The organism is Streptomyces sp. NPDC052040 (genome assembly GCF_044548405.1).
In the GTDB taxonomy this organism is placed as follows: Bacteria; Actinomycetota; Actinomycetes; order Streptomycetales; family Streptomycetaceae; genus Streptomyces.
In genome coordinates, this window is sequence record NZ_JBIUBV010000011.1 from 144,502 (window position 1) to 157,266 (window position 12,765).

The following is a 12,765-nucleotide window of genomic DNA, read 5'->3' on the forward strand; positions in this document are numbered from 1 at the left end:
CCGCCGACCGGACGGCACCGACCGGCCGTACGCACATGTGGGCGTACGCGTGTGTGGGGCGCCCTTCGGGGGACGCCCCACACACGGTCAAGGCCGGACCCTCAACTACATGTCGTAGTCCTGGTTGAAGCGGTCCTCCTGGTCGTCCTGCGCGCGCCGCGTGTCGTCGTCGCGCTGGCGCCCGCGCTCCTGACCCTGGCGGCCGCGCTCCTGCGCCTGCTGCCCGCGCTCGTGGGCCTGCTGCTGGCCGCGCTCCTGGGCCTGCTGCCCACGCTCCTGGCCCTGCTGCTTGGTCTGCTGCGCCTTCTGCTTGGCCTGCTGCTTCATCTGCTCGGCCTTGTCCTGGAACTGGTCCTTCATGCCCATGAGGGTTCACTCCCGTACTGGGTGAGGGGGATCGGGCTCGACCAGCCTTACACGCACCGACACGCTGCGCATTTCGATCAGTTACGGAGCGTATGGCGCTGCTGCTCATCGGCCTCGCCGCCCGCCCCCACGAGGCCGGTCCGCGCCCCCGCCAGCCGCGGCGCCAGCCGTCGCAGCTCCCGGGCCCCGGTCGCGGCGATGAACCCCGGCAGATACCCGCGCACCGACTGCATCCCGCGCAGCCACGCCTGCCCGTAGACATGGGCGGACCGCCGCTCGATCCCGGCCACCAGCCGCTCCACCGCGGGGCCCAGCGGATAGGTCTTGCCGGCCGGCCACGGCAGCCGTCGGCGCAGCTCCCGCATCACCTCGTCCTGGTCGGCGCCGCGCACCATGTCCGTGTCGGTCCAGGAGAGATACCCGACCCCGACGCCCACGCCGTGGTGGGCGACCTCGGCGCGCAGACTGTGCGCGTACGCCTCCACACCGGACTTGGAGGCGCAGTACGCCGTCATCAGGGGGGCGGGGGTGATCGCCGCGAGCGAGGCGATCTGGAGCAGATAGCCGCGGCTCTCGATCAGCGCCGGGAGGAAGGCCCGGGCGGTCACCGCCGAGCCGATGAGATTGACCTCGATGACCCGCCGCCAGGACTCGGGATCGGAGGCGGCGAACGGACCGCCGTTCGCCACACCGGCGTTGGCGACCACGATGTCGGTCCTCCCGAAGCGCTCCTTCACCTCGGCCGCGACCCGGGTCATGGTCTCCTGGTCGGTGACATCGGCGTACCAGTGGCCGCTCTCCCCGTACAGCCGCCCGGACACCTCCTTGAGGGCGTCCGCCTCAAGGCCGACGAGTGCGACCCGCACCCCGCGGGCCGACAGTTTGCGGGCCAGCAGCTCGCCGACGCCCCGTGCGGCGCCGGTGACGACGGCCACCCGGCCCTCCAGGCTCACCTTGCTCATGCACCCTCCCTGACCTGTGTGTTGTCCGTGTACGCGGTGACCAGTGCGCGGATCCTGGCGGTGACCAGGTCCGGCGCCTCCACCGGGGTCATATGGCCGAGACCCGGCAGTTCCGTGCTGCCCACGCAGTGCGGCAGGGCCGCGACCAGCGTGCGGGTGTGGACCGGCGGGGTGAGCCGGTCGGCGGTGCCGACCAGCACCTCGGTCGGCACGGTCAACTCCCTTGTGCCGTCCGCCAGATCCAGTCCGGCCAGCATGCGCGACCAGGCGTGGCGCGCCCGGCGCGGGCAGCCGTGCACCACCCGGGCGCACGCCTCCACCATGGCGGGGGTCGAACCGGCGCCCATGGTGGCGTACTTGAGGACGCGCAGGGAGGCCGGGGAGACGGGCCCGAGCGGAGCGCGGGAACCCAGCACCCGCGCCGTGAGCCAGGTGCGCAGCCGTCCGGCGGGCAGCGGCAGCACCAGGGCCTCGTCGATCAGGCGGGTACTCCCGGTGCTGCACAGCAGCACGGCGGCCGTGTGCGCCCGGAAACGGGGGCGCCCGGCGGCGGCCAGCACCGTCATCCCGCCCATGGAGTGGCCCGCGACCACGGCCCGCTCCCCGGGTGCGAGGGTGGCGGCGAGCACCGCTTCCAGGTCGTCGGCGAGCGCCTCGGCGGTGCAGGCGTCGCTCACGGGACTGCGCCCGTGGCCGCGCTGGTCGTAGGCGATCACCCGGTGGTCGGCGGCCAGGTCGCGTATCTGCGCCGCCCAGAAGGCGGTCGAGCAGGTCCAGCCGTGGGCGAGGACCACCGCGGGCGCGTCCTTCGGACCGTGGATCTCGGTGTGCAGACGGGCGCCGTCGGCGGAGCGGACGGTCAGCTCCTGTACGGGGACCGGCGGGGCGTAGGGCCCGCCGGTGACATGTGCCGGGCGGCTCATGCGCGTGCCTCCGTCCGCGTCCCGGCGGGGCTCCCGGCCGGGGCCGCCGCCACGGGGGCCCGGACGACCCGGTACTCGCCCAGGTCGACGCGGCGGGTGGCGGCGCGGAACTCGGTGGTGGTCCCCGGCCAGAGGGTGGTGTTGCGGCCGCCTGCGTCGACGTACCAGCTGGTGCAGCCGCTGTTCCAGACCGTGCGTTTCATGCGTTCCTGCACCTTGTGGTTCCAGGCGTCGACGGCCTCCGGCCGGGCGTCGAGCGCGACCCGGCCGCCGAGCGTCTCCAACTGCCGCAGATAGTCGGCCAGATAGTTCAGCTGGGACTCGATCATCAGGATCATCGAGGAGTTCCCGAGGCCGGTGTTGGGCCCGATGATGGACATCCAGTTGGGGAATCCGGCGGCGGTGGCGCCGCGCAGCGCCTGCATGCCGCCGCTCCACGCCCGGGCGAGCGTCCGCCCGTCGGCGCCGACCACCCGGTCGGCGATCGGCATGTCGGTGACATGGAAGCCGGTGCCGAAGACGATCGCGTCGGCCTCGGTCCCGGTGCCGTCCGCCGCGATCAGGGTGGAGCCGCGGACCTCGCTCAGACCGGCGACGACCTGCGCGTTGGGCCGGGTGAGCGCCGGATAGTAGGTGTTGGACAGCAGGATCCGCTTGCAGCCGATGCGGTAGTCCGGAGTCAGCCTGGCCCGCAGCGCGGGATCCGGGACCGACCGCGCCAGGTTGCGCCGGGCCATCCGCTCGACCAGGCCCAGTTCGCCGGGGTGCCGGGTGAAGGCCTGCACCTGGAGTTCCCGGATGCCCCAGAGGAAGCTGCGGCGCAGCCGGGTGGTGAAGGGCAGCGTCCGGTGCAGCCGTCGCTCCAAAGCGCCGATCTCCCGGTCGACCCGGGGCAGCACCCAGGGCGGGGTGCGCTGGAAGAGGGTGAGCCGTCCGACCAGCGGCTGGATGGCGGGGACGATCTGGGCCGTGGAGGCGCCGGTGCCGATGACGGCGACGCGCTTGCCGCGCAGATCGTAGTCGTGGTCCCAGCGGGCGGAGTGGAAGACCTTCCCGGGGAAGCTGTCGAGGCCCGGGATGTCGGGGATCCTGGGGTCGGACAGCGGCCCGGTGGCGGAGACGACCACATCGGCGGTGAGCGGCCCGCTGCTGGTCTCGACGGCCCAGTGCAGCCGGTCGGGGTCCCAGGTCATCAGCTTCACTTCGGAGTCGAAGCGCAGATGAGGGCGCAGTCCGAAGACGTCCGCCACCCGCTCCAGATAGGCGCGGATGTGCTCCTGCCCGGAGAAGGCGCGCGGCCAGTCGGGGTTGGGCGCGAAGGAGAACGAGTACAGGTGTGAGGGCACGTCGCAGGCGCAGCCGGGATAGCTGTTGTCCCGCCAGGTTCCGCCGACGCCGCTCGCCCGTTCCAGGACGACGAAGTCGGTGACGCCCTCCCGGCGCAGCCGCACGGCGGCGCCGAGGCCGCCGAACCCGGACCCGATCACCGCCACCCGCACATGGGGCACATGTTCCTGCTCGGCCATCCCGAAGCCTCCCGCTCCCTGCGGCCGGCCCGGCTGACGGCTGGTCAGGGAGCCGGTAGGACTATGCCAGTGAACACTGGCGCAATGGGAGCGTAGGGCAGCCGCGTACCGATGGGTAGGGGGCGGGACAAGGAAAGCCACCCGCGGTACGACGTAGGGTGCGGGCGTGGCAGAGGACGGGCTGCGGCGCGAGTACCGCATGGAGGAGCTGGCCGAGGAGGCCGGCATCACGGTGCGCACCCTGCGCTTCTACCGCGAGCGCAAACTGATCGGGCCGCCGCGCCGCGAGGGCCGGATCGCCTGGTACGACGACACCCATCTGGCCCGGCTGCGCACCATCTCGGCGCTGCTGGAACGGGGCCACACCCTCAGCGGCATCGCGGAGCTGGCCGAGGCCTTCGACCACGGGCGGGACGTCGGCGATCTGCTGGGCGTCGGGGCGCCCACCGAGGAGACCCCGGTCCGCCTCCCCCTGGAGGCGCTGGCGGACGAGTTCGGCACACAGGCCACCCCGGAGAATCTGGCCGCCGCCCTCGACCTGGGCTATCTGGGCACGGACGGCGCCCAGATCGTCCACATCAGCCGACGGCTCCTCGATGTCTCGGTGGCTCTGGTCCGCGAGGGCATCCCGCTCACGGACGTCCTGGCCGCCGCCCGCCGGGTCCGGGAGCACACGGAGGCCCTGGCGGACGTCTTCGCGGAGCTGATGACCGATCACCAGCGCTCCCCGGCGGACACCCGGCGGCTGCGCCCGCTGGCCCAGCAGGTGGTGAAGGCGGAACTCTCCCTGGCCCTCGACCGCCGGATGCGCGAGCCGTAGCCCCGCCGCGGGACCTCCCGCGGCGGGCCGGGGTCACTCGAAGACGACCGTCACGGGGGCGTGGTCGGACCAGCGCTCGTCATGGCTGGCGGCCCGCTCCACCACGGCCTTCACGGCCCGCCGCGCGAGCGCGGGGGTCGCCGCGGCCAGGTCGATCCGCCATCCCGAGTCGTTGTCGAAGGCGCGGCCCCGGTAGGACCACCAGGTGTACGGCCCCTCGGCGTCCGGGTGCAGCGCCCGCACCACATCCACGTAGCCGCCTTCCTCGGGCGCGAAGACCTGGCCGAGCCACTCCCGCTCCTCGGGCAGGAAGCCGGAGTTCTTGCGGTTGCCGCGCCAGTTCTTGAGGTCGGCCTCGCGGTGGGCGATGTTCCAGTCGCCGCAGACGAGGACCTCGCGCCCGTCGGCGGCCGCCCGCTCCCGCAGCTCCTTCAGATACCCGAGGAACTCGGCCATGAAGCGGACCTTCTCGTCCTGCCGCTCGGTCCCCACCTCACCGGAGGGCAGATAGAGGCTGGCGACGGTGACCCCGGGCAGATCCGCCTCGACATAGCGCCCGCTGCCGTCGAACTCCGCCGACCCGAAGCCGATACGCACCCGGTCGGGCTCGCGCCGGGTGTAGAGCGACACCCCGGCCCGCCCCTTGGCGACGGAGGGCGCGTGCACGGTGTGCCAGCCCTCCGGGGCCCGCACCTCCGCCGGGATCTGCCCGGGCTCGGCGCGGACCTCCTGGAGGCACAGCACATCGGCGGAGGTCCCGGCCAGCCACTCCACAAAGCCCTTCTTCGCGGCGGCCCGGATCCCGTTCACATTCACGGAGGTCACAGTCAGCACCCGGGAACCCTACCGGCACACTGGAGAGGACCCCGTCCGCGATACACAAATATACGGTTGGCAGCATGAATATTCGCCGCGTCCCCTTCGACCACCCCGACGCCGTCAAGCTCAGCGATGAGGTCCAGGCGGAGTACCACCTGCGCTACGGCGACGGCGGCGACGCCACCCAGCTGGACCCGGCGATGTTCCTGCCCCCGTCCGGCCTCTATCTGATCGCCTACGACGAGGAGGAGCGCCCGGTCGCCACGGGCGGCTGGCGCCGCCAGGACACCAACGACGAGGGCTACCTCGACGGGGACGCCGAGATCAAGCGGATGTTCGTGATCGCGCAGCTGCGCGGCCGCGGCCTGGCCCGCCGCATCCTGGCCGCCCTGGAGGAGGACGCCCGCGCGGCCGGCCGCACCCGGATGGTCCTGGAGACGGGCGCCAAGCAGCCGGAGGCCGTGGCCCTCTACACCTCCAGCGGCTACGAGCCGTGCACCAAGTTCGGCTACTACCGCCACCACGACCTCAGCCTCTGCTTCGCGAAGCCGCTGTAGGCCACACCGGGCCGCCCCCGCGGGACACCGGGAGACTTCCGGCCGGGCCGGAGGTCGTCGCGGTGGAGTGCTGACCGGCGACGGTCTCCGGCCGACGGGGCGGCCGCTCCATAACGGCAACGCACGTACGGCCATGCTGGCGTTGGCCTTCGTTCTGGCCCGCGAAGGCATCCCCCTCAGCCAGGTGCACCCGCTACAGACCACCCGATCCGTCCGCATACCACCCGTCACCCGCACGGTCCGCCGTACGACATGCCGAAGCCCCTGCTGATCACCAGCAGGAGTGCTGTTGACCTGTGACGGCCGATGTCAGTGGTCGGCAGTTGAATACGGGGGATGACCGTTCACGCGCTGCTGCCGTTGCTTCCCCCTCCTGATGTTCTGCATGTCCGATGCCGGGCCTTCGCGTTGCTCGACTCCATCCTTGACGCAGCAGCTCCCACACACGCGTTCACCTCCAACTGGCGTGACGGCGTGGACCTGGCCTCCATGACCAATGGCTCCGGCGACGAGTACGCCGTCGTGTTCGATCCGGCCGGGGTGTTCCTCTTCGGGTTCGATCACGAGTGTGACGCCACTCCCTGGCGCGCATCGCCCCGAGCGCATTGGCCTGGCCTTCTTGAGGGCCTGCCCTCGTCGCTCGCGCGCTACGCGGCGGCGCCGGAGTTCGACTTCGACGGATTCTTCGACGCGACGGTGTGCGCGTGGCGGGAGAAGGACGCGGAGGCCTGGGAGTGCGGCCCGGTCGAGTTCGCCGCCGACGAGTCGGACGGGGCCGACTGGCTGTTCGGGCTTCTCGCCGACGGCAGCGCGGATGCCTACGTCGGCTTCGCCGAGGACTACTTCGAGCGGAAGGTCGACCGTGATGCCGTGGCGGCGGTTCTGGCCCAAGCGCCGCTGAGCCGGCAGATGGTGCGTTCCTTGTCGCCGACAGCGGACTACACGACCGTGGCAGGGCGAGCACGCGCACTGGGCTATACCGTCCAGGACCCGTCAACGCTCTGACGGGCCCCAAGCGTCAGGCAACCGCCTCCATGACCAGCACCATTCGGACCACACATCGAACAGACCCCGGAAAAGACGAAAATCCCGTCTGATCACGAAGATCAGCGGGATTTCGTCAACCATTCCTGAGCGAACTCAAGAACAGTTGTTGCGGTGGACCTGAGGGGATTTGAACCCCTGGCCCCCTCGATGCGAACGAGGTGCGCTACCGGACTGCGCCACAGGCCCTTGCAACGAGTGAAACTCTAGCATCCTCATCGGCCGGTCTGGAAATCCGTTCCTGCCCAGGTCAGCCGAGGGGGTCCGGCCGGGTCCTACTCGTTGGCCGCCCGCGGGCGTTCCCCGTCCTCGTACTGGTCGAACAGCGGGGTGCGCCCGCGCTCCCGGGACCGTCGCGCCGAGGCCGCCCTGCGGGCGCCGCAGCGGCCGTCGCCGTCGGCCTCCGGGTGGTCCTGGGTGCCGCCGGGTTCCTCCTCCGGGTCGGGCTCGCCGTGGTCCGGCGCGGAGACGCCGGGCACGGGCGCCGACGACTCCGCCGCGCTGGAGCGGGCCGAGCTCCAGGCGTCCGGCGCACCGAGGTCCACGCTGGGCGTCGCCCGGGGCGCGACCGGCGCGGTCACATAGGTCGGCAGCGGCACCGGCACGGGGTCCCAGCTGTCCCCGTGCCCGGGGCGGCGCTGCCGCTCGCGCTGCTGGTCCACCCACTCGGCGTGATCGGTCTGCTCCACCAGGGCCCGGCGGTCGGCGGCGAGCGCGGACAGGCCGGGGTCGCTCTCCGGTTCTGGTCCGTCCTCCGGCTGCTCGTCCGCCTCGGCAGTCACCGGGGGCCTCCGGCGGGGGCCCCGCTCCCGCAGCCGCTGCGCCGCCACCTCGGCCTGGCGCCGGTCCATCGTGTAGACGAACCGCTTGCGCTCCTGGGACCGCAGATAGGCGATGTAGGCGCTCAGCAGCACGGCGGGGACGGCGGGCGCCCACAGGAACGCCAGCCCGCCGACCGCGGCGACGATCGCGCCGAGCGTGAAGGTGAGGAAGAGCATCACGGTGGTGCGCCTGCGCCGGGCGAGCACCTTCGAGCGCCGGGCGCGGGCCCTGGCCTCCGCCGAGGATGCCGCGGGCCGGGGCGCGGGCCTGCCGGACCGCGGCCGGGCGACCGGTTCCGGCGCGGGAGGGGCCTTGGGCTCGACGGGCACCCGCTCCTGCCGCCCCTCGGGGGGCATGGCGAAGGACCGGACGTCCACCGAGCCGGTGGTGCCGTCCGGGTGCCCGCCGGGCTCCCCCTCCTCGGTGGAGCGCGTCCGCAGGTCCTTGGCGTATCGGCGCTCCATGCCCGCCCGTCCGGACAGCAGCCGGATGGCTGTGCTGAAGCGTTCCGTCGGACGAGACTCGTTGAGCTCGTCCTGCCTACGGAGCCACATCGGCACCAAGTAGGCGGCCCAGGCCCCGACAATGACTGCGTAAATGAGGCCGCTGCTGCTCACGCCTCACACGGTAGAGGGGTTTGCGTGGGGCCATCCGCCAATTGGGCCGGTGTGTCGCACGATCTGGCTGATATTTCGAACTTTTTTTGCGACCGATGCGATCAGCAGGCCGACGGGACCGCTAATGCGTGACCCCAAGCCGATCGTGAGCCGATCAATTTCGAACATACATTTTATTTCTGGGGGTGGCTCCCCCGGGCCCGCGACCGGCGCCAGCGGGCGAGCAGCCCCTCGGGCACCTCTTCCGCGGTGAGCGCGAAGACGAGATGGTCCCGCCAGGCCCCGTCGATGTGCAGATAACGCGGCCGGAGCCCCTCGTCGCGGAATCCGAGTTTCTCCACCACCCGGCGGCTCGGCCCGTTCTCGGGGCGAATGCAGACTTCGATCCGGTGCAGCCCCACGGTCCGGAAGCAGTGGTCCACCGCCAGCGCGACGGCCGTCGGCATCACCCCGCGGCCCGCCACGGCCTCGTCCACCCAGTAGCCCACATGCCCCGAGCACATCGAGCCCCAGGTGATCCCGGCCACCGTCAACTGGCCCACCAGACGGCCCTGGTACTCGATGACGAAGGGCAGCATCCGGCCCGCGGACGCCTCCCGGCGCAGATGCCGGACCATCTGGCGGTAGGTCGGCCGGTGCGCTATCGGACCGCTCGGGGTGGGCGGCGGAATCGTCGCCTCCCACGGTCGCAGCCACTCCCGGTTGCGCCGGTTGACCTCGCGCCAGGCACGCTGGTCGCGCAGCCTTATCGGCCGGAGGACGACATCGCCGTCCGCCAGCTCGACGGGCCAGGACGGGCCGTTCAGCTCGCACCCCCACTCGGTCCGGGGCGTTCCTCGCCCGGCGCCGCTCCGACCGCGTCCGCCCTCGGATGGTCCCCGCCGCGGAGCTGGTCCACGGCGTGCCGCAGCAGCGGCTCCAGGACGGCCAGCCCGTCCCGGACACCGCCGGTGGAGCCCGGCAGGTTGACGATCAGGGTCCCCTCGGCGACCCCCGCCGTCCCCCGGGAGAGCGCCGCGGTCGGCACCTTCTCCCGTCCGAACGCCCGGATGGCCTCGGGAATGCCCGGCACCTCGAAGTCGAGGACCGCGCGGGTGGCCTCGGGGGTGCGGTCGGTGGGCGAGACACCGGTGCCGCCGGTCGTCACGATCACGTCGTAGCCGGCCCGGACGCCGGTGCGCAGCGCCTGCTTCACCGGATGGCCGTCCGCGACCACCCAGGGCCCGTCGACGGCGAACCCGAAGCGGGTGAGCGCCTCCGCGGCCAGGGGGCCGCCGCGGTCCTCGTAGACGCCGGCGGCGGCGCGGTTGGACGCGGTCACCACCAGGGCCGAGTACGGCGCCGTCAGGGCGTCACCGGACGGCTGCCCGGCCGGTGCCGTCATGCCCGGCTCCAGTGGCCCGACGCGCCGCCCGACTTCTCCTCCACGCGCACGTCCGTGATCACCGCTCCCTTGTCGACGGCCTTCACCATGTCGACCACGGTCAGCGCCGCGACACCGACCGCGGTGAGCGCCTCCATCTCGACGCCCGTGCGGCCGGTGGTCCGTACGGTCGCCGTGATCTCCACGGCGTCGTCCGCGACCGCCAGGTCCACCGTCACACCCGACACCGACAGCGGGTGGCACAGCGGGATCAGATCCGGGGTGCGCTTGGCGCCCATGATGCCCGCGATGCGCGCGGTGGCCAGCGCGTCCCCCTTGGGGACGCCCTCGCCGCGCAGCAGCTCCACCACGCGGGGCGTGACCAGCACACGTCCGCTGGCGCGGGCGGTGCGTTCCGTCACGTCCTTCCCGGAGACGTCGACCATGCGGGCTGCTCCCGCGTCGTCGATGTGGGTCAGTCGGTCTGGCGTACTCATCTGCTGCGCGCTCCATGTCCGGGCCCGGCGGTGCGGCGCGCGGGCCGTTGTGCGCGACACGGTACCGCCAAGTCCGCGGGCCCGGCGGGGCACGGTCCACGGAACGGACGCCCCGGTGGACACGCCTCCCCCGGCGGCCGGGCGCGGCGCCCCGGCGCGGATGGCCGCCGCCCCGCGCCGGGGCCGGGCGGCGGGGTCAGCCGAGGAGGACGACCTCGACCTCGGTGCCCGGCTCTACGGAGGTGTCGTCCTCGGGGACGACGATGAGCGCGTCGGCCTGCGCGAGGGCCGCCACCAGGTGCGAGCCCGCGCCGCCGACCGGGGTCACGGTGCCGTCGGCGTACCGGCCGCGCAGGAACTGCCGCCGCCCCGCGGGCGAGGTCAGCGCCTTCTCGGCGGAGAGGACGGCCCTGGTCCTGGGGCGGCGGACGTCCTTGAGGCCCATCAGGGTGCGGATCACCGGCCGTACGAACAGCTCGAAGGAGACGTACGACGACACCGGGTTGCCCGGCAGGGCCAGCAGCGGGGTGTGCTGGGGGCCGACGGAGCCGAACCCCTGGGGCTTGCCGGGCTGCATGGCAAGTCTGCGGAAGTCGACACCGCCGCCCTCCTCGCCCTCGGCCACGGCGGAGAGCGCCTCCTTGACGACGTCGTACGCGCCCACGCTCACCCCTCCGGTGGTGACCATGAGGTCGGCCCGGACGAGCTGGTCCTCGATGGTGGAGCGGAGCGTGTCCGGGTCGTCGGCGACCGCGCCCACCCGGTAGCCGATCGCCCCGGCGTCCCGGGCGGCGGCGGTGAGGGCGAAGCTGTTGGAGTCGTAGATCTGGCCGTTCGCCAACTGCTCGTCGGGCTGGACCAGTTCGCTGCCGGTGGACAGCACGACCACGCGCGGGCGCGGGCGCACCCGGACCGCGCCCCGGCCGATCGCGGCGAGCAGCGCGATCTGCGGGGGCCCGAGGACCGTGCCCGCGGCGAGGGCGAGGTCCCCGGCCTGGACGTCGCTGCCCCGGGCGCGCACATGGGCGCGGTCCTTGGCCGGGCGGTGGACCCGGACCTGGCCGGAGGCGTCCTCGGGCGAGAGGCTCCGGGCGCGCATCCCGGAGACCGGTCCGCCGCCCAGTCCGCCGTCGGTCCACTCCACGGGGACCACGGCCTCCGCGCCGGGCGGCAGCGGGGCGCCGGTCATGATGCGCGCCGCCTGGCCGGGGCCGACCCGGATCGGGTTTGCCGCCCCGGCCGCGACATCGCCGACCACCGTCAGGACGGCCGGGAAGTCCTCGGCCGCGCCCGCCACGTCCGCGACCCGCACCGCGTAGCCGTCCATGGAGCTGTTGTCGAACGGCGGCAGGGAGACGGGCACCGTCACGTCCTCGACCAGCACACAGCCCTGGGCGTCGAGCAGTTGGAGCTCGATCGGGTCCAGCGGGCGGACGGCGGCGAGGATGTCCTCCAGGTGCTCGTCCACCGTCCAGACACGGTCCTGACCGGTGGCGGGGGTCGTGGCGGCGCTCAAGTCGCTACATCTCCTCGGATACGTAACTGCGAAGCCAGGCCCGGAAGTCCGGCCCCAGGTCTTCACGTTCGCATGCGAGTCGGACAATGGCACGCAGGTAGTCGCCCCGGTCGCCGGTGTCATAGCGGCGGCCCTTGAAGACGACACCGTGCACGGGGCCGCCGACCTTCTCGTCCTCGGCGAGCTGCTGGAGGGCGTCGGTGAGCTGGATCTCGCCGCCCCGGCCCGGCTCGGTCTTGCGCAGTATGTCGAAGATGTGCGGGTCGAGGACATAGCGGCCGATGACCGCGTAGTTCGAGGGGGCTTCCGCCGGGTCCGGCTTCTCGACCAGCCCGGTGACCCGGACCACGTCGTCCTCCCCGGTGGCCTCGACGGCGGCGCAGCCGTAGAGGTGGATCTGCTCCGGGGCGACCTCCATCAGTGCGATGACGCTGCCGCCGAGCCGCTCCTGGATCTCGACCATGCGGGCCAGCAGGGGGTCGCGCGGGTCGATGAGGTCGTCGCCGAGGAGGACAGCGAAGGGCTCGTGGCCCACGTGCGGGGCGGCGCAGAGCACGGCGTGGCCGAGGCCCCTGGGGTCGCCCTGGCGGACGTAGTGCATGGTGGCGAGGTCGCTGGACTCCTGGACCTTGGCGAGCCGCTGGGCGTCGCCCTTCTTCTGGAGGGCCGACTCCAGCTCGTAGTTGCGGTCGAAGTGGTCCTCGAGGGGGCGCTTGTTGCGACCGGTGATCATGAGTACGTCGTCGAGCCCCGCAAAGACCGCTTCCTCGACCACGTACTGGATCGCCGGTTTGTCGACGACCGGCAGCATTTCCTTGGGGGTGGCCTTGGTGGCCGGCAGGAACCGGGTACCGAGGCCCGCCGCGGGAATGACAGCCTTGGTGATCCGGGGGTTCGACTCAGTCATGCCCGCCACCATATCGGGTGGGTTTG

At 72.6% G+C, this 12,765-nt stretch carries 14 protein-coding genes and 1 tRNA gene; 3 read left to right on the top strand and 12 right to left on the bottom strand.

The window, feature by feature from the left end; all coding sequences use genetic code 11:
* Positions 1–105 precede the first annotated feature (105 nt).
* The 4 genes from ACIHAA_RS22170 to ACIHAA_RS22185 all read right to left on the bottom strand — a co-directional run bounded on the left by ACIHAA_RS22170 (position 106) and on the right by ACIHAA_RS22185 (position 3,777).
* Positions 106–360 carry a hypothetical protein gene (locus tag ACIHAA_RS22170; RefSeq protein WP_399819722.1) on the bottom strand — a complete coding sequence of 85 codons (255 nt, stop codon included), beginning with the start codon at positions 358–360 and terminating at the stop codon, positions 106–108.
* A gap of 83 nt (positions 361–443) precedes the next feature.
* Complete coding sequence (locus ACIHAA_RS22175) at positions 444–1,328, bottom strand: SDR family oxidoreductase (protein WP_399819724.1); 885 nt, start codon at positions 1,326–1,328, stop codon at positions 444–446.
* Positions 1,325–2,251, bottom strand: coding sequence for an alpha/beta fold hydrolase (locus tag ACIHAA_RS22180; protein ID WP_399819726.1), 927 nt, complete (start codon positions 2,249–2,251; stop codon positions 1,325–1,327). The genes ACIHAA_RS22175 and ACIHAA_RS22180 overlap by 4 nt, the downstream gene beginning before the upstream one ends.
* Complete coding sequence (locus ACIHAA_RS22185) at positions 2,248–3,777, bottom strand: flavin-containing monooxygenase (RefSeq protein WP_399819728.1); 1,530 nt, start codon at positions 3,775–3,777, stop codon at positions 2,248–2,250. The genes ACIHAA_RS22180 and ACIHAA_RS22185 overlap by 4 nt, the downstream gene beginning before the upstream one ends.
* Before the next feature lie 199 nt (positions 3,778–3,976).
* On the opposite strand from ACIHAA_RS22185, the gene ACIHAA_RS22190 reads away from it, so the two are divergent.
* Positions 3,977–4,597 carry a MerR family transcriptional regulator gene (locus ACIHAA_RS22190; RefSeq protein WP_399819865.1) on the top strand — a complete coding sequence of 207 codons (621 nt, stop codon included), beginning with the start codon at positions 3,977–3,979 and terminating at the stop codon, positions 4,595–4,597.
* Between the two features lie 33 nt (positions 4,598–4,630).
* Here the strand turns inward: ACIHAA_RS22190 and ACIHAA_RS22195 are convergent, their stop codons facing one another.
* Complete coding sequence (locus tag ACIHAA_RS22195) at positions 4,631–5,431, bottom strand: exodeoxyribonuclease III (protein WP_399819730.1); 801 nt, start codon at positions 5,429–5,431, stop codon at positions 4,631–4,633.
* 65 nt (positions 5,432–5,496) lie between these two features.
* Here ACIHAA_RS22195 and ACIHAA_RS22200 point away from each other — a divergent pair, with 65 nt between their 5' ends.
* Positions 5,497–5,973 (top strand): GNAT family N-acetyltransferase, encoded by a 477-nt coding sequence (locus ACIHAA_RS22200; RefSeq protein WP_399819732.1) that lies wholly within the window; start codon positions 5,497–5,499, stop codon positions 5,971–5,973.
* 336 nt (positions 5,974–6,309) lie between these two features.
* Complete coding sequence (locus ACIHAA_RS22205; RefSeq protein ID WP_399819734.1) at positions 6,310–6,978, top strand: hypothetical protein; 669 nt, start codon at positions 6,310–6,312, stop codon at positions 6,976–6,978.
* Positions 6,979–7,132: 154 nt separating this feature from the next.
* Here the strand turns inward: ACIHAA_RS22205 and ACIHAA_RS22210 are convergent.
* The 7 genes from ACIHAA_RS22210 to galU form a co-directional block, all read right to left on the bottom strand.
* A tRNA-Ala gene (locus ACIHAA_RS22210) sits at positions 7,133–7,206 on the bottom strand.
* 86 nt (positions 7,207–7,292) lie between these two features.
* Positions 7,293–8,456 carry a gephyrin-like molybdotransferase receptor GlpR gene (gene glpR / locus ACIHAA_RS22215; RefSeq protein ID WP_399819736.1) on the bottom strand — a complete coding sequence of 388 codons (1,164 nt, stop codon included), beginning with the start codon at positions 8,454–8,456 and terminating at the stop codon, positions 7,293–7,295.
* 173 nt (positions 8,457–8,629) lie between these two features.
* Positions 8,630–9,262 (bottom strand): GNAT family N-acetyltransferase, encoded by a 633-nt coding sequence (locus ACIHAA_RS22220; protein WP_399819867.1) that lies wholly within the window; start codon positions 9,260–9,262, stop codon positions 8,630–8,632.
* Entirely contained in the window at positions 9,259–9,840 is a 582-nt protein-coding gene (locus ACIHAA_RS22225; protein ID WP_399819738.1) for a molybdenum cofactor biosynthesis protein B, read from the bottom strand. Before ACIHAA_RS22225 ends, ACIHAA_RS22220 begins: the two co-directional genes overlap by 4 nt.
* The gene (gene moaC / locus ACIHAA_RS22230; protein WP_399819740.1) at positions 9,837–10,316 is read right to left on the bottom strand and encodes a cyclic pyranopterin monophosphate synthase MoaC; all 480 of its coding nucleotides are present in this window, start codon (positions 10,314–10,316) and stop codon (positions 9,837–9,839) included. The genes ACIHAA_RS22225 and moaC overlap by 4 nt, the downstream gene beginning before the upstream one ends.
* Positions 10,317–10,512: 196 nt before the next feature.
* Complete coding sequence (gene glp, locus ACIHAA_RS22235) at positions 10,513–11,832, bottom strand: gephyrin-like molybdotransferase Glp (protein ID WP_399819742.1); 1,320 nt, start codon at positions 11,830–11,832, stop codon at positions 10,513–10,515.
* 4 nt (positions 11,833–11,836) lie between these two features.
* On the bottom strand, positions 11,837–12,739 hold the full coding sequence (galU, locus tag ACIHAA_RS22240) for a UTP--glucose-1-phosphate uridylyltransferase GalU (RefSeq protein WP_399819744.1): 903 nt from the start codon (positions 12,737–12,739) through the stop codon (positions 11,837–11,839).
* Positions 12,740–12,765 lie beyond the last annotated feature (26 nt).